This is a genomic window from Azotobacter tropicalis (assembly GCF_059739045.1).
Map to the genome: position 1 here is coordinate 4,584,320 of NZ_AP046059.1, position 20,664 is coordinate 4,604,983.

Consider the following 20,664-nt stretch of genomic DNA (forward strand, 5'->3'; position numbering starts at 1 on the left):
TATTGAGGTAATCCATGGCAGTTCAACTCATCGACCTCGGTACTCCGCCAAGTGGCCAGGACGGAGACAGTGGGCGCACTGCGTTCGATAAGATCAACCAGAACTTCAGCGACGCGGCCAATGCTGCCTCCCGGGTCGTTGGCCAGGAGGCCGGCCAGGTGCTCGTCGCGGGCGGCGCCGCGGGCCTTGCGTCTACCGCCGAGACCATCACCGACTGGAACAACGTCACCAAGACCGGCTGGTTTATGGGGTCGAACCTCCCCAATGCGCCCTATGCCGGCACTTGGTTCGTCGGCCACTACGAGAAGCACAACGACTCCTACGGCACCCTGGTCGTCCAGGCTTTCACCATGTCCTATCCGGAGACCTATACCCGGAACAAGGTGGCGGGCGTCTGGGGGGCCTGGCAGCGGACGCTGACGCCGGCCGGGCTGGTCGGGACCGTGGCCGTCGACGGGAACGGCAAGCCCTCCGGCGCGGTGCTCGAAACCGGGAGCAATGCCAACGGCTGGTATGTCCGGTTCGCCGACGGAACCCAGATTTGTGGTCTGGGCACCGCGCTCACCGCGAATACGGGCGCCTCTGGGGCGCTGTTCATGGACGAGTTTGCGGACGGCTCCTTGTGGACCTACCCGGCCCAGTTCATAGCGCCGCCGGCCGCGCATGGGCATCTCAATATCAGCAGCGCGTGGCTGACGGGTCAGTATCCGGCGACCATCAGTCTCGCCCAGGTGCGATTCACGCTACTGTCTGTTGGGGTTCTGCCGAACATTTCGATTGGCGCGTACTTCATGGCCATTGGCCGCTGGAGGTAAGCATGATCCTGAGTCTCTCTCCCGTGCGCTGCGACGAGGCGCTTTCCGTCGCGCGTGCGGGCGACGTCCTGACCGTCAACGGCGTCGTTTTCGACTTCTCCCAACTGCCCGAGGGCGCCGTCTTGCCGGCGGAGGCGATCGCTTCCGACTGGTTCGTCGGGCCGGTCGAGCGGATCGACGGCGAGTTGCACGTTACGCTGCGGCTGCCGCACGGGCCAGCCCCCAGCCCGGAGCAGGCCGCCCCGCAACCGATCGCCATCGCGGCGGACGGCCCGGTGGCGTTGCCCCAGGCGCCTGCGCCCGAGCCGGCCCCGCTGCTCGAGGGGCTAGGAGTTCCCCAACCGGCACAGGAGCCTGCCGCATGATCGACTGGAGCAAGCTGCAGACCGCCGAACAGAAGGCCGCGCAGGCCAGCCAGGCTGCTCGCAACGCCTGGAAGGCGCAACGGTCCGAGACTGTCGCGCGGATCGCCGTGACCACTACCGCCGGCAACACCTTCGACGGCGACGAGATCAGCCAGGGGCGCATGGCTCGAGCCATCCTCGGCCTGCAGGCCCTGGGCGAGGGCGCGACGATCCGCTGGGTACTGTCCGACAACTCCACGATCCAGGCGAGCGCCGCCGAGCTGACCGAAGCCCTGCAACTGGCCGGCCAGGCGCAGGCGGCGCTATGGGTCGAGGAGGGCGTCTGATGGCCACGAAACTGGACCTGTATCAACCCGACCACCGGCCCAGGCCCTACGTCCTGGCCGCGCTGATCGCCCTGGACCAACTGGCCAACACCCTGCTGTGCGGCTATCCGGACGAGACGCTTTCCAGCCGCGCGCACCGCGAGGGCTGGGCGACGGCCGAGCGACTGATCAACGCGCTGTTCTGGCTGGATCGCCAGCAGATTGCGGAACGCACGGTTCGCCACTGCGAACTGGCGTACCTCGGGGAGTTGGCCCGAGAGCATTTCCCCTTCCCGGAGCCCGCCTAGTGCGGGTTCTTCGTTTCTGGAGCAAACATGCTGACTGCTGACGTCCAGCTGCTGGAGCCCGGCAGCGAGATCCGCCTGCTTGAGGTGGACTGCACGGCCTTCGGCGGCGACCTGTGCCGCTTCCACGGCCATGCCATCCCGCACACGGCGGCGGAGCTGGCGGCCTTCACCGGCGAGCCGGAGGAACTGCCGGCCAAGTCGATCTGGTGGCAGGGCAACGAGTACGCCGCCTGGCCGGTCGAGGTCGAGGGGCTGGAGGTCACCGGCGACGGCCGGGCACCGACGCCGACGCTGCGGGTCGGCAACATCGGCGGCTCGATCAGCGCCCTGTGCCTGCTGTTCGACGACCTACTGCAGGCCAAGGTGATCATTCGCGAGACCTTCGCCCATTACCTGGATGCGGCCAACTTCGAGGGCGGCAACCCGCAGGCCGACCCCAGCCAGGAGAAGGTCGACACCTGGTACATCGACCAGAAGACGGCCGAGGATGGCGAGGTCGTCGAGTTCGCCCTGTCGTCGCCCGGCGATGTGCAGGGCCAGATGATCCCGGCCCGGCAGTTCCACGGTCTGTGCAGTTGGGCGCTGTGCGGCGAATACCGCGGCTCCGACTGCGGCTACACCGGGCCGCCGGTTTCCACCGAAGACGGCACGCCGACCGACGATCCCGCCCTGGATCAGTGCGGCGGACTGCTCTCCGACTGCAAGGCCCGCTTCGGCGAAAACGAGCCGCTGAGTTTCGGCGGCTTCCCGGCGTCGTCGCTGTTCAGGAGCTGAACATGGAGCAACACCTGATCGACGCTATCCGCGCCCACGCGTCGCGGGAGTATCCCAAGGAGGCCTGCGGCCTGGTCGTGCGGATCGCTGACCAGCCGCGGTACGTCCCCTGCCGCAACCTGTCCGACCAGCCGGGCGACCGCTTCGAGCTGGCCCCCGAGGACTACGCCGCCGCGGAGGACCTGGGCGATATCGTCGGTATCGTCCACTCGCACCCGGACGCTACCAGCCGCGCCTCGCCGGCCGATGTCGCGCTGTGCAACGCCGGCGAGGTGCCCTGGCACATCCTCAGCTGGCCGGAAGGCGACCTGAACACCCTCCGCCCGGCGCCGGTACCGCTGCTGGGCCGGGCGTTCGTGCACGGCGTGCAGGACTGCTGGCAGGTCTGCGCGGACTGGTACCGCCGCGAGTGGGGGCTGGAGTTCCCGGGCTACGATCGCGCCGACCGCTGGTGGGAGGACGCCCGGGCGAGAGCCTCTACGAGGCGCGCTATGCGGCCGCCGGCTTCTACCGGGTCGACGCGCCGCGCCGCGGCGACATGCTCGTGATGCGGGTCGGCCGCACGGCCCACCCGAACCATGCGGGCATCTACTTGGGTGACAACCCAAGCCTGCCGGAGGAGGCGGCCCAGGTGTTCGGTCCCGGCCCGTTCCTGCTCCACCACCTGTACGGGCGCCGCTCTGAGGTCATCGTGTTCGGCGGCCAGTGGCTCGAGCGCACGGTGCTGATTCTGCGGCACAGAGAGGCGAGGCAACCCGCATGACCCTGACCACCATCAAGCTCTCCGGCAGCCTGGCCAAGGCGTTCGGCCGGGAGCATCGCCGCCAGTTGGACAGCGGCACGACGCACGAAGCCTTCCGCGCCCTAGCGCGCACTGTGCCCGGCTTCGAGGCCTTCGTCCGCGCGGCCGAGAAGAAGGGCCTGCGCTACGCGATCTTCCGCAACCGCCGAAACGTCGGCGAGGAGGAGTTCGAGCTGGGCGGCACCCAGGAAATCCGCATCGTGCCGGTGATCGCCGGCCGCAAGTCGGGCGGCATCTTTCAGACCGTGCTCGGCGCCGTGCTGATTGCGGCCTCCACCTTCGCCACCGGCGGCCTGGCTACGGCCCTGGTCAGCGCCGGCGCCTCCATGGCCATCGGCGGCGTGATCCAGATGCTCTCGCCGCAGCTCAAGGGCCTCAGTTCGCGGGAGGACCCCGACAACCAGCCCAGCTACGCCTTCGGCGGCCCGGTCAACACGGTCGCACAGGGCAACCCGGTCGGCGTGCTCTACGGCAAGCGCCGCATCGGCGGGGCGATCGTCTCTGCCGGCATCTACGCCGAAGACCAGCAGTAACCCTCTCTCGCCAGATACCCAAGCCCGGCCCCGCGCTGGGCTTTTTTATGCCCGCAGGAAACCCCATGACCGCAGCAGTCCCGATCCGTGGCCGCAAGGGCGGCGCGTCGAAGCCCCGCCAGCCGAAAGAGTCGCCGGACGACATCCAGTCCATCGCCTACGCGAAAATCTTGCTGGCCCTGGGCGAGGGCGAGTTCGCCGGCGGCGTCACCGCCAAGGACATCTACCTGGACGGCACGCCGCTGGAGGCCGCCGACGGCACGGCCAACTTTTCCGGCGTCACCTGGGCGTTCCGTCCGGGTACGGTGGAGCAGGAGCACATCGCCGGCATGCCGAGCGTCGACAACGAGATCACCGTCGGCGTCGAGCTGCGTAGCGAAACGCCCTGGGTGCGCGCCGTCACCAATACCCAACTCTCGGCCGTGCGGATCAGGCTTGGGTGGCCGGCTCTGCAGCAACAGAAGGACAACGGCGACATCGTCGGTTACCGGATCGACTACGCCATCGACGCGGCCACCGACGGCGGCGCCTATCAGCAGGTGGCGACCTACACCGTCAACGGAAAGACCACCAGCCTCTACGAGCGCAGCCACCGCGTCGACCTGCCGGAGGCCGTGTCAGGCTGGCAGGTGCGCGTGCGCCGGCTGACCGCCAATCAGGACAACAACCGCATCGCCGACACCATGCGCGTGCAGGCGATCACCGAAGTCATCGACAGCAAGCTCCGGTACCCGAATACCGCGCTGCTGTTCGTCGAGTTCGATGCCTCTCAGTTCCAGAACATCCCGCAGGTGTCGGTCGAAACCCGCGGCCGGGTGATCCGCGTGCCGAGCAACTACGACCCGGCCACCCGCAGCTATGCCGGCGTCTGGGACGGTACTTTCCAGTGGGCCTGGAGCGACAATCCGGCGTGGGTCTGGTACGACCTGGTGCTCTCCGAGCGCTTCGGCCTGGGCCGGCGGATCACGGCGGCACAGGTCGACAAGTGGGAGCTGTATCAGATCGCCCAGTACTGCGACCAGCTGGTGTCGGACGGGCAGGGCGGCCAGGAGCCGCGCTTCACCTGCAACGTCTATTTCCAGAGCCGCACGGAAGCTTGGACGGTGCTGCGCGACCTGTCCGCCATTTTCCGCGGCATGAGCTACTGGGCGAACTCGCAGATGGTCGCCATGGCCGACATGCCGCGCGACATCGACTACGTCTACAGCCGGGCCAGTGTCGTCGACGGGCGCTTCACCTATGCCTCGTCCCGCGAGAAAACCCGCTACAGCCAGGCGCTGGTCAGCTACGACAACCCCGACAACGGCTATCAGAGCGAGGTCGAGGCCGTTTCCGACAATGCCCTGGTGCGCCGCTACGGGGTCAACCAGCTGGAGCTGACCGCCATCGGCTGCACCCGCCGCAGCGAAGCCAACCGCCGCGGCCGCTGGGCGCTGCTGACCAACTCCCGGGACAGAACGGTGACCTTCCGCGTCGGCCTCGACGGGCAGATTCCGCTGCCGGGCCGGATCATCGGCGTGGCCGACGAGCTGCTGGCCGGCCGGCCGCTGGGCGGGCGCATCAGTGCCGTGTCCGGGCTGGCGATCACCCTCGATCGCGACGCCCAGGTGCAGGCCGGCGACCGCCTGGTGCTCAACCTGCCCAGCGGCGTGGCCGAGGGGCGCACCGTGCAGAGCGTGGCCGGGCGCGTCGTGACCGTCACGACGGCCTACAGCGAGACGCCGAGGGTCCAGGCCGTCTGGGCAATCGACGCGGCCGACCTGGCTGTCCAGCAGTACCGGGTGATGGGCATCAGCCGGCCGGAGCCGGGCATCTACGAGATTACCGGCGTCCAGCACGACCCGGACAAGTTCTCCGCCGTGGACAGCGGCGCACGCCTCGATCCGCTGCCGATCTCGATCATCCCGGCGGGCACGCAGTCGGCGCCGGCCAGCGTCACGATCGACAGCTATTCGACCGTCGAGCAGGGCATCGCCGTCACCACGATGCGCGTGTCCTGGCCGGCGGCCAGCGGGGCCGTCGCCTACGTGGCCGAGTGGCGCAAGGATTCTGGCGACTGGGTATCGGTACCGCGGACGTCGGCGCTGGGCTTCGAGGTCTCCGGCATCTATGCCGGCCGCTACGTTGCCCGGGTGCGCGCCGTGTCGGTGGTCGACGTGTACTCGGTCTGGGCGAACAGCGCCGAAACCGAACTGACCGGCAAGACCGGCACGCCGCCGGCCGTGTCCTATCTGACGGCCACGCCGCTGGTCTTCGGCATCCGGCTGGATTGGGGTTTCCCGACCGAGGGCGCCGCGGACACCCAGCGCACCGAGATCCAGTACAACACCAGCGCGGTCGAGGCGGGCGCCCTGCACCTGGGCGACTATGCCTACCCGACCGACAGCCACACGCTGACCGGGCTGGCGGCAGGGGTGACGCGCTATTTCCGCGCCCGGCTGATCGACCGCTCGGGAAACATCGGCCCCTGGTCGAGCTGGGTGATGGGCCAGTCGAGCACCGACGCGACCGAGATCCTCGGCTACATCGCCGGGCAGATCGGCGAGACCCAACTGGCGGCCAGCCTGCTCGCGGAGATCGATCTGATCACCGCGCCGTCGAGCACCTCGGGGTCGGTGGACGCCCGGATCTCCTCGGCGCGCAGTGCGCTGGAGGCGCAGCTCTCCACGATCAACGCGCAGCTGGCTGATATCGTCGGTGCGGAGGCCTACAACAACGCGACGGCCTATGTGCTGGGCGACCTGGTGACCTACGAGGGCGGCCTGTACCGGGCGTTGCAGTCCACCACGGGCAACCTGCCGACCAATACCGCCTATTGGGAGAAAATCGGCGACTACGCCAGCCTGGGCGAGGCCGTCAGCGCGCTGGCAGTGGAGCTGGACGAGCTGACCACCCGCGTGCAGGCCGACGAGGACGACCTCGCCGCCGAGGTGTCGCGGATCGACGGCATCTTCGCCCAGGTCAACCCGACGATGGCCGGCGACACCGGCTGGTATGCCGGCAGCGAGACGGTGCTGGCCGGCGTCTGGTCCGAGCAGTACGCCAGGGCGAGCGAGGACGGGGCGCTCTCGCAGCGCATCGACTCCGTGCTCGCCCAGGCGCAGGGCAACGCCGCGGCGATCACCACGGAAGCCACGGCGCGGGCTGATGCCGACGAGGCCATGGCGACCCGTATCGACGCGCTGACGGCCACTGTCGAGGAAGACATCACCGCCGCAATCCAGTCGGAGGCGACCGCCCGGGCGAACGCCGACGGCGCTTTGTCGTCGCAGCTGACCACCCTGGAGGCAACCGCGTCCAGCAATACGGCGGCCATTCAATCGGAGGCGTCGGCCCGGGCAGGCGCAGATAGTGCGTTGTCGTCGCGGATCGATACCGTCGAAGCCACGGCCGGCAGCAACTCGGCGGCGATCCAGCAGACCAGCGAAGCGCTGTCAGGGCTCGATGGCGAGCTGTCGGCGATGTGGAGCGTCAAGCTTGCAGTCACCCAGGACGGCAAGTACTACGGCGCCGGCATGGGCATCGGCATCGAGAACACCCCTGAAGGGATGCAGGCGCAGATCTTGTTCCAGGCCGACCGCTTCGCGGTGATAAATGTCGCCAACGGCCAGATCGCCACGCCGTTCGTGATCCAGGGCGGCCAGGTGTTCATCAACTCGGCGGTCATCGGCGACGGCACCATCGACATGGCCAAGATCGCCACGGCGCTGCAGTCGACGAACTATGCGCAGGGCCAAGCCGGCTGGCGGCTGAGCAAAGATGGCAACTTCGAGATCAACGCGCCGGTAGCGGGGAGCGGTCGGATGCTGATCAACAACAGTGGCGTCTACATCTACGACGCCAACAACGTGCTGCGCGTTGAGCTGGGAGCATTGAACTGATGTTCGGGTTACGAGTTAGGGATGAACAGGGCCAGATCATTCTGGACTCGGGCGATTTCACATATGAGGTAATTTACAACGAGGTTCTGGATTGGACTGGCGTGGGGATCGTGGAGACAACAATAACCATAGACGGCTTCGATCCGTCTACTTGTGTGTTTTGTATGTTCTTGGAGTATCCGGGAAACTATAATCCAACATCGGGTAACGGGTATCCCGGCATGCCTTATATATACCCGTTCTCTGGTAACCAGATAACACTGCGCAGTGCAACGCCGGGGAACGTGTCTACTAGAACATATGCCACGGGTGTTTATCGACTGATGGCATTCAGGATGCTCTGATGTTTGGATTTCGAGCACGTAACGACGGTGGGGTGATCCAGGTTTCTGCCGAGCGTCCCTACCTAAGTCTGCACGCCGAGGGATCTCTTAACCTCGGAACGGCATATCAAGCGACAGTCACATTTCCCACGGTGTGCACAACACAGCAACCCCCTCTGATATTCGTCAAACCAACATGGGCGAGTCAAGGCGAGAAACTATCGATCAAGTGCGGTGTGATCGGCTCGCCGGGTAACTGGACGGGATTCCGGCTGGTCAACGGGAATACATCGCAGATCAGCAACCTGGATTGGCTTGCTGCAATCTGGGCGCCGCTTACCGCCTCCGGAAACTATGGAATGCGCATCAGGGACGGCGGCGGCAATATTTGCTTTCACTCATCAAGCCAGCTCGTGAAGTTCAGTCGGTTCATTACAGCTTGGACAAGGACTGTATGGAATAGCTCGCTAACTGAGTATGAGAGCGGTGTGACGATAGCAAATGATGAGTTTGCCCTGGTCAGCCACTGCCACTCTTACTCGGTGATCAGTCAGGCCAGTGCAACACTCCACATCGGTGTGTCATTCACTTCGGCTGGTGTTGTCGGGCTTACATTGAATAGTTCAACTTCCAGCGTAGGCATTGGTTACTTCCCGGTATTACTGGCCAAGAAAAGTTAATTGCTGACAACCCTCCAATCACCGGCCCGCTAATGCGGGCTTCGTTATTTATGGGGCCCCCATGCTAACCCGACCAATAACTAAGCCGGTTATGCGGCCTTTGGTAAGTTCTGTGTTAAAGCCCAATCAATCTACTCTGGCAAATATTGTTGTCTCCGGTGGGCAGGTTGTTTTCTCAAATGGTTCAGTCGTTGTGAGTAGCTGATATGCCAGTTCAACTAATTGACGAACTAGACCGGTTGAAGGTCAAGCGCACCGACTTGCTCAGCTTCAAGCCGCTGGACCGCTGGATTAACTGCCCCGGCGACAGCCGTACCGCCAACGGTTTCGGCGGCACCGCGCCGAGCATCACCGGGGAGAACTACGGCCACTCGGCCCATTACTGCAGCCAGACCAACGGCCGGGTGCGTACAGACAAGGCACGCAACACCGCCACGCCGGGACACACCACGGCCGACTGGCTCAACGATATGCCGAACAAGCTCGCTGCCGGCGGCGACGTGTTCGTCAACCTGATCGGCACCAACGACCGCAACCCGACCAACAACTTCTCGCTGAACCGCAGCAAGCGGAACATCGAGTCCGGGCTGAAGATGCAGCTGGACGCCGGCAAGATCCCGATCATGATCGCCGAGCTGCCCCGTGGGGGTGACTATGTGCTGACCGGCGATCAGCTGAGCTATCACCTGGGACTGCGTGAATGGGTGCTGGAGCGCATGCCCGAGCTGGGCATCCGGGTCTCGGACCCTTGGCCGCTACTGGTCGATCTGGCCAATGAGGCGCTGGCCTTGCCCAGGCCGGAGTTCTTCGTCGACCAGCTGCACCCGAACCAGCCGGGCGGCATCCTGATCGCCAAGACCACGGCGCCGCACCTGATCGACCTGTTCGGTACGCCCCTGATCCTGCCGACCTACGACGAGCCCTACGACGCCACCTACTGCAAGGGCGGCTGGCTGACCGCCAACCCGCTGATGCTCGGGACCGGCGGCACCAAGTCGGCTTCGGCCAATGCTACCGGGCCGGTAGCGAACAACTGGAACGTGGCCGGCTCCAGCTGGACCGGCGGCAGCGTGGTCTGCTCCAAGGAGGTCAACCCGGACGGTGGCGAGTACCAGGTGTTCGAGCTGGGGGGTACGCCGACCCTCGCCGGCTCGAACCTGATCCTCGAGCAAGCCATCCCCCTGGCCTCGCTGGCCACCGGCAACATTCTGCGCGGCATCGGCAAGGTGGTTTATTCGGGGCTGTCGGGCGTGGGCGGGGTGTCGCTCGATCTGCGCTTCATGCGTGGCGGCACCGCCTACTTCATGAAGAGCTTGGACCGCTATGCCGAGGGCTGGCAGATGAGTCCAGGCCCGGAGGCCGGCCCACAGGAGACGCCCTACCTGACCGCCGACCTGACAGAAACCGAGATCAAGCTGCGCGCCGTGATCTACGGCTGTCAGGGCGTGCCGATCCGCGGCACCGTGAAGGTCGGCCAGATGACGGCGCACAAGGTTCTGTAAGACCCCGCACCATCACCTGATAGGAGACATCATGGATCTTTCCGGTTTTAACCTAACCACCCCCGAATTGGCCTCGGATGGCGATGCCAAGACGTACTGGCCGGGCGAGTTCCCGTCCAATGAATATTTCAATGTTCTGAGCAATGGCGAGGTGGACCTCTGGACCCCCACCAAGCCCGAAGCCACCACGCCGAACTCGGATCGCTCGCGCACCGAGTTCCGAGAGATCATCCCCGGCACCAAGACCCTGAAGAACTGGCAGCTGGGCGAGCATCCGGCGCAGTACCTGCGGCCAGCGATGACCCTGTTCCAGTTCAACGGTAACGGGCGGGTCTGTATCGGCCAGATCCACATCAAGGACATCTCCCGCCCTGTCCTGAAGATCATCGCCGACGCCAGCAAGGACCCGGAGCGCAAGGTATTCAGCGTCCAGGCCAAGGTTCGCCAGGCCTGCAACCAGAGCGACGACCCGGGTTTCGTGCTGCTTGAAGGCGTGCCGATCGATGAACGCTTCAGCTATTCGGTGGTGGTCAGCGGCGGCGGGGTGGTGTCGGTCAACTTTGCCCACGGTACTCGCCGTGGCGAGTGTCGCTTCAACTTGCTGCCGTCGTACCTCGGCCGCCTGCTGTACTTCAAGGCCGGGCTCTACGTCCAGGAAGACGCCACGGAGCTGACCCTGCCAACCGAAGGCGCGCGGGCACGGCTGCATAGCCTTGTCGTCGAGCGCCCGTAACGCCGAGCTATCCCCTCTGATCATTACTCCGAACCCGCCGCCGGCGGGTTTGCTGTTTCTGGAGACTCCCCATGGCCCGACTCTCTGCCGCCGTCGCCGGCGGTGCGAACGTGTGCGCCTTTCTGGATCTGATCGCCTGGAGCGAGGGCACGGATAACGGCCGACAGCCGACCCGCGACCACGGCTACGACGTACTGGTGGGCGGAGGTCTGTTCGCCGGCTATACCGATCACCCGCGCAAGCTGATCAGCCTGCCGCTGCTCGGCATCAAGTCGACCGCGGCCGGGCGCTACCAGATCCTGTCGCGCTACTACGACCACTACCGCAAGCAGCTTGGTCTGCCTGACTTCTCGCCAATCAGCCAGGACCGCATGGCACTCCAGCTGATCCGCGAATGCCGGGCGCTCGATGACATCAAGGCCGGCCGCATCGAGCAGGCGCTCCGCAGCTGCCGCTCGCGGTGGGCGAGCCTGCCCGGCGCCGGCTACGGCCAGCACGAGCATGCCACCGATGACCTGCTCGCCCAGTTCATCGCCGCCGGCGGGGTGCTGGCATGAGTCTGCTGACCACCGCCACGGCGCTGCTGCCGACCGTCGCCGGACTGCTCGACCGGCTGATCCCCGATCCCGAGCAGAAGGCCGCGGCCCAGCTCGAGCTGCTCAGGCTGCAGCAGGAGGGCGCCTTCAAGGAGCTGGACGCGGCCCTGCAGATCAACCTGGCCCAGGCGAAGATCAACGAAGTCGAGGCGGCGAGCCAGTCGGGCTTCCAGGCGGGCTGGCGGCCGCTGGCGGGTTATGTCTGCGTGGCGGGCCTGGCCTACGAGTTTGTGGTAAGGCCGCTGCTGCCGTGGGTGCTGACCGTGGCCGGTACCGCCGATGTCCCGCCGCTGCCGTCGCTCGACGAGGTGCTGTTCGAGCTGGTGTTCGGGATGCTTGGGCTCGGGACGCTGCGGACGGCTGATCGGTGGAAGAGGGTGAGCGTGCTGGCGCAGAAAAAATAGGGGGATTGAGGTGCCCAGAACGGGCCAAAGAGGTGTTTTCCTGTATGAAAATACAACGCTAACTTATTGATATTTCGTGCTACAATCCCCGCATTCAAGGGAATGCGATTAGACCCATTTCTTTTGTAGGTTCAATAAGTTAGTGCTGGCTGGCTATCACCTTGACATGGTGGGGGTCGTTGGTTCGAGTCCAATTGTGCCTACCAAATCGAAGAAAAAGGGTCGCGAAAGCGACCCTTTTTTTATGGGTCGCTTGTCAGTGGCACGGCTTTCTGAAAGCATCCCGCATCCTTATACCTCCAGTGACTCCGCTTCGCCCGGATTGGGCCTGTGGGCTCCTGCCAATGTGAGGCAGGCATATCCGGCGGATCGCTTTACTGGCTAATCCCAACCCATGTGGCCTTTGGTAGGGGTCACCACTAGGAGAGGAGGCGCCATGCCCATCATCACTCTTCCCGACGGCAGTCAGCGCACGTTCGATCACCCGGTGTCGGTCGCCGAGGTGGCTGGTTCCATCGGCGCCGGTCTGGCCAAGGCGGCGCTGGCTGGCAAGATCGGCGGCCAGTTGGTCGATACTTCGTACCTGATCGGCAGGGATGCCGAACTGTCGATCGTCACCGGCCGGGATGCCGAGGGTGTGGAAATCCTCCGTCACTCCTGCGCGCACCTGATGGCCATGGCAGTCCAGGAGCTGTTCCCCGGTACCCAGGTCACCATTGGTCCGGTGATCGAGAACGGCTTCTACTATGACTTCGACTGTGAGCAGCCCTTCACTACCGAAGACCTGCAGCGCATCGAGCAGAAGATGGCCGAACTGGCCAAGGCCGATCTGCCGGTGATCCGCTCGCTGATGTCCCGTGACGATGCCGTGGCGTTCTTCGACAAGCTGGGTGAGAAGTACAAGGTGGAGATCATCTCCTCGATCCCCGGCAACGAGGAGCTGTCCTTCTACAGCCAGGGAGGCTTCACTGACCTGTGCCGTGGCCCGCACGTGCCGTCCACCGGCAAGCTGCAGGCCTTCAAGCTGATGAAGGTAGCCGGCGCCTACTGGCGCGGCGACTCGAAGAACAAGATGCTGCAGCGAATCTACGGTACCTGCTGGGCCAGCAAGCAGGACCTGAAGGACTACCTGCATCGTTTGGAGGAGGCCGAGAAGCGCGATCACCGAAAGCTCGGCAAGCGTCTCGATCTGTTCCACACCCAGGAAGAGGCGCCGGGCATGGTGTTCTGGCATCCGAACGGCTGGGCCCTGTACCAGGTGCTCGAGCAGTACATGCGCGGCGTGCAGCGGGAGAACGGCTACCTGGAGATCAAGACGCCGCAGGTGGTCGATCGCGTGCTCTGGGAAAAGTCCGGGCACTGGGCGAACTACGCCGAGAACATGTTCACCACCGAATCGGAAAGCCGCGACTACGCGATCAAGCCGATGAACTGCCCGTGCCATGTGCAGGTGTACAACCAGGGCCTGAAGAGCTACCGCGAGCTACCGCTGCGTCTGGCCGAGTTCGGCGCCTGCCATCGCAACGAGCCGTCGGGGGCGCTGCACGGCATCATGCGCGTGCGCGGCTTCACCCAGGACGACGCGCACATCTTCTGCACCGAAGAACAGATGCAGGCCGAGTCCGCCGCCTTCATCGAGCTGACCCAGCAGGTCTATGCCGACTTCGGCTTCCAGGATATCCAGCTGAAGCTGTCCACTCGTCCGGAAAAGCGCGTCGGCTCCGACGATCTGTGGGATCGCGCCGAGGGCGCGCTGGCCGCGGCCCTGGAGGCTGCCGGCCTGCCCTATGAGCTGCAGCCGGGCGAGGGTGCCTTCTACGGGCCGAAGATTGAATTTTCCCTGAAGGACTGTCTGGGGCGTGTCTGGCAGTGCGGCACTCTGCAGCTGGACTTCAATCTGCCGGTCCGTCTGGGCGCCGAGTACGTCAGCGAGAACAACGAGCGCCAGCATCCGGTGATGCTGCACCGGGCGATCCTGGGTTCCTTCGAGCGTTTCATCGGCATCCTCATCGAGCACTACGAGGGAGCTTTCCCGGCCTGGCTGGCGCCGACCCAGGCGGTGATCATGAATATCACCGACAAGCAGGGCGAGTTCGCGCTCGAGGTCGAGAAGATCCTGAATCAAAGCGGTTTCCGTGCCAAGTCCGACTTGAGAAACGAAAAAATCGGTTTTAAAATTCGCGAGCATACTTTGCTCAAGGTTCCCTATCTCTTGGTGATCGGAGATCGGGAAGTCGAGACGCGAGCCGTAGCTGTGCGCACCCGTGAAGGAGTCGATCTGGGCTCGATGCCTGTCGAAAAGTTCCGTGAGATGCTGGCGCAGGCGGTAGCCCGGCGTGGTCGCCAAGAATTGGAGTAATCATTATTAAGCGTGAAATGAGACAAGATAGAAAAGCTCAACCGAAAGCCCCGATCAACGAGAATATCTCGGCACGCGAGGTTCGGTTAATTGGAGTGGACGGCGAGCAGATTGGCATCGTCTCGATTGATGAAGCGCTTCGTGTAGCGGAAGAGGCCAAGCTGGATCTGGTCGAGATTTCCGCCGACGCGGTACCGCCCGTGTGCCGGATCATGGACTACGGCAAGCACCTGTTCGAGAAGAAGAAGCAGGTCGCGGCGGCGAAGAAGAACCAGAAGCAGGTCCAGATCAAGGAAATCAAGTTCCGACCAGGGACGGAAGAAGGGGATTACCAGGTAAAACTACGCAACCTGGTACGTTTCCTTAGCGAGGGGGACAAGGCCAAGGTATCCCTGCGATTCCGCGGCCGTGAGATGGCTCACCAGGAGCTGGGCATGGAGCTGTTGAAGCGGGTCGAAACCGACCTCGTCGAATATGGCGCCGTCGAACAGCATCCGAAGATGGAAGGACGCCAGCTGATCATGGTCATCGCCCCCAAAAGAAAAAATAACCCACCAGGGCACTGGCAGGCCTTGCGGTTATGCGTAATCACTCAATGCGGAGTATCCGAACATGCCAAAGATGAAAACCAAGAGCGGCGCCAAGAAGCGCTTCAAGCCGACTGCGAACGGCTTCAAGCACAAGCACGCTTTCAAGAGCCACATCCTGACCAAGATGACGACCAAGCGTAAGCGTCAGCTGCGCGGCACCTCGCTGATGCATCCGTCCGACGTCGCTAAAGTCGAGCGCATGCTGCGCGTTCGTTAATTCCGGTCAAGATTCCAGAGGTAATTATTCATGGCTCGTGTTAAGCGTGGCGTCATCGCCCGTCGCCGTCACAAGAAAATTCTGAAACTCGCCAAGGGCTATTATGGTGCGCGTTCGCGCGTATTCCGCGTCGCCAAGCAGGCGGTGATCAAGGCAGGCCAGTACGCCTACCGTGACCGCCGTCAGCGCAAGCGCCAGTTCCGCGCCCTGTGGATCGCTCGTATCAACGCCGGCGCCCGTCAGAACGGTCTGTCCTACAGCCGCCTGATTGCCGGTCTGAAGAAGGCGGCTATCGAGATCGACCGCAAGGTTCTGTCCGATCTGGCCGTGAACGAGAAAGCAGCGTTCGCCGCGATTGTCGAGAAAGCCAAAGCCATCTTGGCTTGATTCCCCGACAATCACCGGGCTAGCCCGGTGCCGAACGTCACCAATAGGGGAAGAGCCCAGTGCTCTTCCCCTATTTCGTATCTGAGAAGGGGTTTTTGCAAAACCGAGCGCTGCGTTCCTGGCAGACCGCCTGCCGAGTGCGAAAAGGTCGAAGCAGGCGCCAGGACAGTTCTGCAAGACCCCCTGGAGGTTGTACATGGAAAACCTGGATGCACTGGTCTCGCAAGCGCTCGAGGCCGTGCAACATTGCGAAGACATCAATGCCCTGGAGCAGCTCCGGGTCCACTACCTGGGCAAGAAGGGCGAACTGACCCAGCTGATGCAGACCTTGGGCAAACTTTCGGCCGAGGAGCGGCCGAAGGCGGGTGCTCTGATCAATGCGGCCAAGAGCAGCGTTCAGGAGGCCCTCAACGCGCGCAAGGCCGACCTCGAATCCGCTGCGCTGGCCTCCAGGCTGGCCGCCGAGCGCATCGACGTGACCCTGCCGGGGCGTGGCCAGACCTCCGGCGGTCTGCATCCAGTGACCCGTACCCTCGAGCGTGTCGAGCAGTTCTTCACTCATATCGGTTATAGCGTCGCCGAGGGGCCGGAAGTCGAAGACGACTACCACAACTTCGAAGCCCTAAACATTCCCGGCCATCACCCGGCGAGGGCGATGCACGACACCTTCTACTTCAATGCCAATATGCTGCTGCGCACCCACACCTCGCCGGTCCAGGTGCGCACCATGGAAAGCAGCCAGCCACCGATCCGTATCGTCTGTCCGGGCCGCGTCTACCGCTGTGACTCGGATATCACTCACTCGCCGATGTTCCACCAGGTCGAAGGCCTGCTGATCGATGAGGGTGTCAGTTTCGCCGACCTCAAGGGCACCATCGAGGAGTTTCTCCGGGTGTTCTTTGAAAAGCCGCTTGGCGTGCGTTTCCGCCCCTCGTTTTTTCCCTTCACCGAACCCTCGGCCGAGGTCGACATGCAGTGCGTGATGTGCGGCGGCCACGGCTGCCGGGTGTGCAAGCACACCGGCTGGCTGGAGGTAATGGGATGCGGCATGGTGCATCCCAACGTGCTGCGCATGTCCGGTATCGACCCGGAGAGGTACCAGGGCTTTGCATTCGGCATGGGCGTCGAGCGCCTGGCCATGTTGCGTTATGGGGTCAACGACCTGCGTCTGTTCTTCGACAACGATCTGCGCTTCCTTGCGCAATTCCGCTAGGACCGCAACCGTAACCGAATTCTTTGGGAGAACAGGATGAAATTCAGCGAACAATGGCTGCGAAGCTGGGTCAACCCGCAGGCGTCCCGCGATGAGCTGGTAGCCCGTCTGTCCATGGCTGGCCTCGAGGTGGACAGCGTTACCCCTGTGGCGGGTAATTTCAGCGGCGTGGTGGTGGGCGAGATTCTCGCCGCCGAGCCGCATCCGGATGCCGACAAGCTGCGCGTCTGCCAGGTGAGCGATGGCAGCGAAACCTTCCAGGTGGTCTGCGGTGCACCCAATGCCCGCCCGGGCATCAAGATTCCCTTCGCCATGATTGGTGCCGTGCTTGGCGAAGACTTCAAGATCAAGAAGGCCAAGCTGCGCGGCGTAGAGTCCTTCGGCATGCTCTGCTCGGCAGCCGAACTCAAGATCAGCGAGGAGAATGACGGCCTGCTGGAGCTGCCGACCGACGCGCCGGTGGGGCAGAATATCCGTACCTACCTCAACTTGGACGATGCCAGCATCGAGGTAGATCTGACTCCCAACCGTGGCGACTGTCTGTCCCTGGCCGGCCTGGCCCGCGAGGTGGGCGCCCTCTACGGCGCTCCGGTCACCCATCCGTCGATCGTCAGCGTACCGCCGCTACATGAGGAAGTGCGCCCGGTCGAAGTGCTGGCATTCCAAGCTTGCCCGCGTTATCTCGGTCGCGTAGTGCGCAATGTCGACCTGTCACGGCCGACCCCGCCGTGGATGGTCGAGCGCCTGCGCCGCTCCGATGTTCGCGCCATCGATCCGGCGGTCGACGTCACCAACTATGTGATGCTCGAACTGGGCCAGCCGATGCATGCCTTCGATCTCGCCGAGATCCGCGGTGGTATCCGTGTGCGCATGGCCGAGGAGGGCGAGAAACTGGTCCTGCTCGACGGTCAGGAGGTTAGCCTACGCGCCGATACCCTGGTGATCGCCGACCACGAGCGCCCCCTGGCCATCGCCGGCGTGATGGGGGGCGAGCACAGTGGTGTTGCTGCCGGCACTTGCGACCTGTTTCTCGAAAGCGCCTTCTTCGACACTATTGCCATCGCTGGCAAGGCCCGTTCCTACGGCCTGCATACCGACGCCTCGCACCGTTTCGAACGTGGTGTCGACTGGCAGCTGGCCCGCGAAGCCATGGAGCACGCTACCACGCTGCTGCTGGAGATCGTCGGCGGTGAGCCCGGCCCCATCGTCGAAGTGGTCGATCCGGCATACTTGCCGCAGGTGGCGCCGATCACCCTGCGTGCCGAGCGTATCGAGCAGATGCTCGGTCTGCGCATGGAGGCTGCCGAAATCGAGCGCCTCTTGGTCGCGCTGGGGCTGACGGTCCACGCCGTTGCAACTGGCCAGTGGCAAGTCGGAGTGCCCAGTCATCGTTTCGATATCAGTCTCGAGGTGGATCTGATCGAGGAGCTCGGCCGTCTCCATGGCTACAACAACTTGCCGGTTCGTTATCCGCAGGCACGTCTGGCACCGCAGGCGCGTGCCGAGGCCCGTGGCGAACTGCCGGTGCTGCGTCGCCTGCTGGTTGCGCGCGGCTACCAGGAAGCGATCACTTACAGCTTCATCGATCCCAAGCTGTTCGAGCTCTTCGCGCCGGGCACCGAGCCGTTGACCCTGGCTAATCCGATTTCCGCAGACATGGCGGCTATGCGTGCCTCGCTCTGGCCGGGACTGGTCAAGGCGCTGCAGTACAACCTGAACCGCCAGCAGTCTCGTGTGCGTCTGTTCGAGAGTGGCCTGCGTTTCGTCGGTCAGCTGAGCCACCTCGTGCAGGAGGCCGTGCTGGCCGGGGTGATCACTGGCAGCCGCCTGCCGGAGAGCTGGGGTCATGCCCGGGATGCGGTGGACTTCTATGATGCCAAGGCCGATGTGGAGGCGCTGCTCGCGACTGCCGGTGCTGTCGACGAATACCGCTTCGTCAGTGGCGAGCATCCAGCCCTTCATCCAGGACAGGCCGCACGGATCGAGCGTGGGGGGCGTCTGGTAGGCTTCCTGGGTTCCCTGCATCCTGAGCTGGGCAAGGCATTGGGACTGGATCAGCCGGTCTTCCTGTTCGAACTGAGCCTGGCGGAAATTACCGCCGGTCGTCTGCCGACTTTCCGCGAACTTTCGCGTTTCCCAGAAGTGCGCCGCGATCTGGCGCTGATCGTCAATCGCGAAACGCCGGCCGAAGCGGTACTGCAGACTATCCGCGAGGCGGCAGGGGACTATCTGACCGACCTTCGGCTGTTTGACGTCTATCAAGGTAAAGGCATTGATCCGCAAAGAAAAAGCCTGGCCGTTGGCTTGACCTGGCAACATCCATCGCGCACTCTTAACGATGATGAGGTGAACAGTACAACCCAGAACATCCTCGCCTCGCTGGAAGAAAGGTTCAACGCGACGTTAAGGAAGTAACGTATGGGGGCTCTGACGAAAGCTGAGATGGCAGAACGTCTCTACGAAGAGCTTGGCCTGAATAAACGAGAAGCCAAGGAATTGGTGGAGCTGTTCTTCGAGGAAATCCGCCAGGCGCTGGAGCACAACGAGCAGGTCAAATTATCCGGCTTCGGTAATTTCGATTTGCGCGACAAGCGCCAACGGCCTGGCCGCAATCCCAAGACGGGAGAGGAAATCCCGATTACGGCACGACGCGTCGTCACCTTTCGTCCAGGGCAAAAGCTGAAAGCCAGGGTTGAAGCCTATGCTGGAACCAAGCCATAACGACGAATTGCCTCCCATCCCTGGGAAGCGTTACTTCACCATTGGCGAGGTCAGTGAGCTTTGTGCGGTCAAGCCGCACGTGTTGCGTTACTGGGAGCAGGAGTTTCCCCAGATCAACCCGGTCAAGCGTCGGGGCAATCGGCGCTACTATCAGCGTCAGGATGTCCTGATGATTCGGCATATCCGCGCCCTGCTGTACGAGCAGGGCTTCACCATCGGCGGGGCGCGCCTGCGCCTCTCCGGCGACGAAGCCAAGGAAGATACGACCCAATACCGGCAATTGATCCGACAGACGATCGCCGAGTTGGAGGATGTTCTTCAAGTTTTGCGCAAATAGCCGAAGTCGCAAAAAAAACTTCACTTTTCAGAAGCTTAATATATAGTTCGACCCGCTCCGGTAAACCGGGGCAAGTAGTCGGGGCGTAGCGCAGCCTGGTAGCGCACTTGCATGGGGTGCAAGGGGTCGAGTGTTCGAATCACTCCGTCCCGACCAATAAATTCAATGAGTTAGGCCGGTTGAGCAATCACCGGCCTTTTTCATTTCTGCAATTTGGCTGTTCTGGTGACCGTTGGGTGACCGTTTGTGCTTGGCTGGGCTTACTCGCGCGCCCCGCACATACTCGGCCATTGAGGCGACGGCTTGCCGCTCAGCCTCCCGTAACTGCTCGATCTTCCGGGCGAAGGTTCGCCAGTGCATGCCTTGGGCTTGGGGATCTGATCGACAGGGATCAGCTCATGGCAGCCCAGGGCACGGCGCAGCTTCCAGTGGCGGTTGTGCGGCCGGTCGCTCTTGCTGGCTTGCTGGGCGGAGTAGTTCAGGCTCAGGCAGTGGCGGCAGGCGGTCACCTCACCAATACACAGCTTGGCCATGCGGCTGCCACAGGAAGGACAGTGAAACCAGGGCGCCTGCCTCCCAGGTGGACCGGCGTCCACTCGATAGCGGTGCGGTACTCCCGCGACTTCCCTGCCACTCGATAGCTCAGGCACAGATGCTCGGCATCCTCCACGTGAATGCGGATGCTGGCGCCCGGTCCCCATTGCCACAAAAAGGAGCGCCCCGGTTCCAGCAGTCTAACGGTTTAGAGCGTTGATATCCAGGCGGAGAAAATTTTCGACCGTCCCATGTTCCTTCGGTCTGCTCATGATTTTCTAACCT

Annotated in this window: 20 protein-coding genes, 2 tRNA genes and 2 pseudogenes; 23 read left to right on the top strand and 1 reads right to left on the bottom strand. The window is 63.5% G+C overall.

Annotated elements, in window-relative coordinates:
* Positions 1-14: 14 nt before the first annotated feature.
* The 23 genes and pseudogenes from Atro_RS21805 to Atro_RS21915 all read left to right on the top strand — a co-directional run bounded on the left by Atro_RS21805 (position 15) and on the right by Atro_RS21915 (position 20,001).
* The gene (locus Atro_RS21805) at positions 15-815 is read left to right on the top strand and encodes a pyocin knob domain-containing protein (RefSeq protein ID WP_497925774.1); all 801 of its coding nucleotides are present in this window, start codon (positions 15-17) and stop codon (positions 813-815) included.
* 2 nt (positions 816-817) lie between these two features.
* On the top strand, positions 818-1,180 hold the full coding sequence (locus tag Atro_RS21810) for a hypothetical protein (protein ID WP_497925776.1): 363 nt from the start codon (positions 818-820) through the stop codon (positions 1,178-1,180).
* On the top strand, positions 1,177-1,506 hold the full coding sequence (locus Atro_RS21815) for a DUF4376 domain-containing protein (RefSeq protein ID WP_497925777.1): 330 nt from the start codon (positions 1,177-1,179) through the stop codon (positions 1,504-1,506). Before Atro_RS21810 ends, Atro_RS21815 begins: the two co-directional genes overlap by 4 nt.
* Positions 1,506-1,793, top strand: coding sequence for a hypothetical protein (locus tag Atro_RS21820; RefSeq protein ID WP_497925779.1), 288 nt, complete (start codon positions 1,506-1,508; stop codon positions 1,791-1,793). The genes Atro_RS21815 and Atro_RS21820 overlap by 1 nt, the downstream gene beginning before the upstream one ends.
* A gap of 27 nt (positions 1,794-1,820) precedes the next feature.
* A complete protein-coding gene (locus Atro_RS21825; protein WP_497925781.1) occupies positions 1,821-2,567 on the top strand; it encodes a phage minor tail protein L in 747 nt (248 codons plus the stop codon).
* 2 nt (positions 2,568-2,569) lie between these two features.
* A pseudogene (locus Atro_RS21830) lies at positions 2,570-3,330 on the top strand (C40 family peptidase).
* Positions 3,327-3,902, top strand: coding sequence for a tail assembly protein (locus Atro_RS21835; RefSeq protein WP_497925784.1), 576 nt, complete (start codon positions 3,327-3,329; stop codon positions 3,900-3,902). The pseudogene Atro_RS21830 and the gene Atro_RS21835 overlap by 4 nt, the downstream one beginning before the upstream one ends.
* Positions 3,903-3,967: 65 nt before the next feature.
* Positions 3,968-7,783 (top strand): TipJ family phage tail tip protein, encoded by a 3,816-nt coding sequence (locus Atro_RS21840; protein ID WP_497925786.1) that lies wholly within the window; start codon positions 3,968-3,970, stop codon positions 7,781-7,783.
* A gap of 343 nt (positions 7,784-8,126) precedes the next feature.
* On the top strand, positions 8,127-8,786 hold the full coding sequence (locus tag Atro_RS21845) for a hypothetical protein (RefSeq protein ID WP_497925788.1): 660 nt from the start codon (positions 8,127-8,129) through the stop codon (positions 8,784-8,786).
* A 206-nt stretch (positions 8,787-8,992) separates the two neighbouring features.
* Positions 8,993-10,288: an SGNH/GDSL hydrolase family protein gene (locus Atro_RS21850; protein WP_497925790.1), complete on the top strand. Its 1,296-nt coding sequence runs from the start codon at positions 8,993-8,995 to the stop codon at positions 10,286-10,288.
* Positions 10,289-10,319: 31 nt separating this feature from the next.
* The gene (locus tag Atro_RS21855) at positions 10,320-11,021 is read left to right on the top strand and encodes a polysaccharide lyase family 7 protein (protein ID WP_497925792.1); all 702 of its coding nucleotides are present in this window, start codon (positions 10,320-10,322) and stop codon (positions 11,019-11,021) included.
* 71 nt (positions 11,022-11,092) lie between these two features.
* Positions 11,093-11,578, top strand: coding sequence for a glycoside hydrolase family 24 protein (locus tag Atro_RS21860; protein ID WP_497925794.1), 486 nt, complete (start codon positions 11,093-11,095; stop codon positions 11,576-11,578).
* Positions 11,575-12,021: a holin family protein gene (locus tag Atro_RS21865; protein WP_497925796.1), complete on the top strand. Its 447-nt coding sequence runs from the start codon at positions 11,575-11,577 to the stop codon at positions 12,019-12,021. The genes Atro_RS21860 and Atro_RS21865 overlap by 4 nt, the downstream gene beginning before the upstream one ends.
* 127 nt (positions 12,022-12,148) lie before the next feature.
* Positions 12,149-12,227 (top strand) — tRNA-Val (locus Atro_RS21870).
* Between the two features lie 230 nt (positions 12,228-12,457).
* Complete coding sequence (gene thrS, locus Atro_RS21875; protein ID WP_497925798.1) at positions 12,458-14,380, top strand: threonine--tRNA ligase; 1,923 nt, start codon at positions 12,458-12,460, stop codon at positions 14,378-14,380.
* A pseudogene (infC, locus tag Atro_RS21880) lies at positions 14,380-14,925 on the top strand (translation initiation factor IF-3); the annotation flags it as partial. The gene thrS and the pseudogene infC, both read left to right, overlap by 1 nt.
* Positions 14,926-14,992: 67 nt before the next feature.
* A complete protein-coding gene (rpmI, locus tag Atro_RS21885; RefSeq protein WP_039804765.1) occupies positions 14,993-15,187 on the top strand; it encodes a 50S ribosomal protein L35 in 195 nt (64 codons plus the stop codon).
* A gap of 30 nt (positions 15,188-15,217) precedes the next feature.
* Positions 15,218-15,574, top strand: a complete 357-nt coding sequence (gene rplT / locus Atro_RS21890) for a 50S ribosomal protein L20 (protein WP_089167862.1) — start codon at positions 15,218-15,220, stop codon at positions 15,572-15,574.
* A gap of 196 nt (positions 15,575-15,770) precedes the next feature.
* Entirely contained in the window at positions 15,771-16,787 is a 1,017-nt protein-coding gene (pheS, locus tag Atro_RS21895; protein WP_497925801.1) for a phenylalanine--tRNA ligase subunit alpha, read from the top strand.
* Positions 16,788-16,823: 36 nt separating this feature from the next.
* The gene (gene pheT, locus Atro_RS21900; protein ID WP_497925803.1) at positions 16,824-19,202 is read left to right on the top strand and encodes a phenylalanine--tRNA ligase subunit beta; all 2,379 of its coding nucleotides are present in this window, start codon (positions 16,824-16,826) and stop codon (positions 19,200-19,202) included.
* A 3-nt stretch (positions 19,203-19,205) separates the two neighbouring features.
* The gene (ihfA, locus tag Atro_RS21905; RefSeq protein ID WP_011913482.1) at positions 19,206-19,508 is read left to right on the top strand and encodes an integration host factor subunit alpha; all 303 of its coding nucleotides are present in this window, start codon (positions 19,206-19,208) and stop codon (positions 19,506-19,508) included.
* A complete protein-coding gene (locus Atro_RS21910; RefSeq protein WP_039804752.1) occupies positions 19,489-19,845 on the top strand; it encodes a MerR family transcriptional regulator in 357 nt (118 codons plus the stop codon). The genes ihfA and Atro_RS21910 overlap by 20 nt, the downstream gene beginning before the upstream one ends.
* 79 nt (positions 19,846-19,924) lie before the next feature.
* Positions 19,925-20,001, top strand: a tRNA-Pro gene (locus Atro_RS21915).
* 104 nt (positions 20,002-20,105) lie between these two features.
* Here the strand turns inward: Atro_RS21915 and Atro_RS21920 are convergent.
* A complete protein-coding gene (locus tag Atro_RS21920) occupies positions 20,106-20,378 on the bottom strand; it encodes a hypothetical protein (protein ID WP_497925807.1) in 273 nt (90 codons plus the stop codon).
* Positions 20,379-20,664 lie beyond the last annotated feature (286 nt).

Excerpts from the sequence above, each read along its gene's own strand:
- Atro_RS21805 (WP_497925774.1), top strand. The coding sequence starts at position 15 with ATGGCAGTTCAACTCATCGACCTCGGTACTCCGCCAAGTGGCCAGGAC.
- Atro_RS21810 (WP_497925776.1), top strand. The coding sequence starts at position 818 with ATGATCCTGAGTCTCTCTCCCGTGCGCTGCGACGAGGCGCTTTCCGTC.
- Atro_RS21815 (WP_497925777.1), top strand. The coding sequence starts at position 1,177 with ATGATCGACTGGAGCAAGCTGCAGACCGCCGAACAGAAGGCCGCGCAG.
- Atro_RS21820 (WP_497925779.1), top strand. The coding sequence starts at position 1,506 with ATGGCCACGAAACTGGACCTGTATCAACCCGACCACCGGCCCAGGCCC.
- Atro_RS21825 (WP_497925781.1), top strand. The coding sequence starts at position 1,821 with ATGCTGACTGCTGACGTCCAGCTGCTGGAGCCCGGCAGCGAGATCCGC.
- Atro_RS21835 (WP_497925784.1), top strand. The coding sequence starts at position 3,327 with ATGACCCTGACCACCATCAAGCTCTCCGGCAGCCTGGCCAAGGCGTTC.
- Atro_RS21840 (WP_497925786.1), top strand. The coding sequence starts at position 3,968 with ATGACCGCAGCAGTCCCGATCCGTGGCCGCAAGGGCGGCGCGTCGAAG.
- Atro_RS21845 (WP_497925788.1), top strand. The coding sequence starts at position 8,127 with ATGTTTGGATTTCGAGCACGTAACGACGGTGGGGTGATCCAGGTTTCT.
- Atro_RS21850 (WP_497925790.1), top strand. The coding sequence starts at position 8,993 with ATGCCAGTTCAACTAATTGACGAACTAGACCGGTTGAAGGTCAAGCGC.
- Atro_RS21855 (WP_497925792.1), top strand. The coding sequence starts at position 10,320 with ATGGATCTTTCCGGTTTTAACCTAACCACCCCCGAATTGGCCTCGGAT.
- Atro_RS21860 (WP_497925794.1), top strand. The coding sequence starts at position 11,093 with ATGGCCCGACTCTCTGCCGCCGTCGCCGGCGGTGCGAACGTGTGCGCC.
- Atro_RS21865 (WP_497925796.1), top strand. The coding sequence starts at position 11,575 with ATGAGTCTGCTGACCACCGCCACGGCGCTGCTGCCGACCGTCGCCGGA.
- thrS (WP_497925798.1), top strand. The coding sequence starts at position 12,458 with ATGCCCATCATCACTCTTCCCGACGGCAGTCAGCGCACGTTCGATCAC.
- rpmI (WP_039804765.1), top strand. The coding sequence starts at position 14,993 with ATGCCAAAGATGAAAACCAAGAGCGGCGCCAAGAAGCGCTTCAAGCCG.
- rplT (WP_089167862.1), top strand. The coding sequence starts at position 15,218 with ATGGCTCGTGTTAAGCGTGGCGTCATCGCCCGTCGCCGTCACAAGAAA.
- pheS (WP_497925801.1), top strand. The coding sequence starts at position 15,771 with ATGGAAAACCTGGATGCACTGGTCTCGCAAGCGCTCGAGGCCGTGCAA.
- pheT (WP_497925803.1), top strand. The coding sequence starts at position 16,824 with ATGAAATTCAGCGAACAATGGCTGCGAAGCTGGGTCAACCCGCAGGCG.
- ihfA (WP_011913482.1), top strand. The coding sequence starts at position 19,206 with ATGGGGGCTCTGACGAAAGCTGAGATGGCAGAACGTCTCTACGAAGAG.
- Atro_RS21910 (WP_039804752.1), top strand. The coding sequence starts at position 19,489 with ATGCTGGAACCAAGCCATAACGACGAATTGCCTCCCATCCCTGGGAAG.
- Atro_RS21920 (WP_497925807.1), bottom strand. The coding sequence starts at position 20,378 with ATGGCCAAGCTGTGTATTGGTGAGGTGACCGCCTGCCGCCACTGCCTG.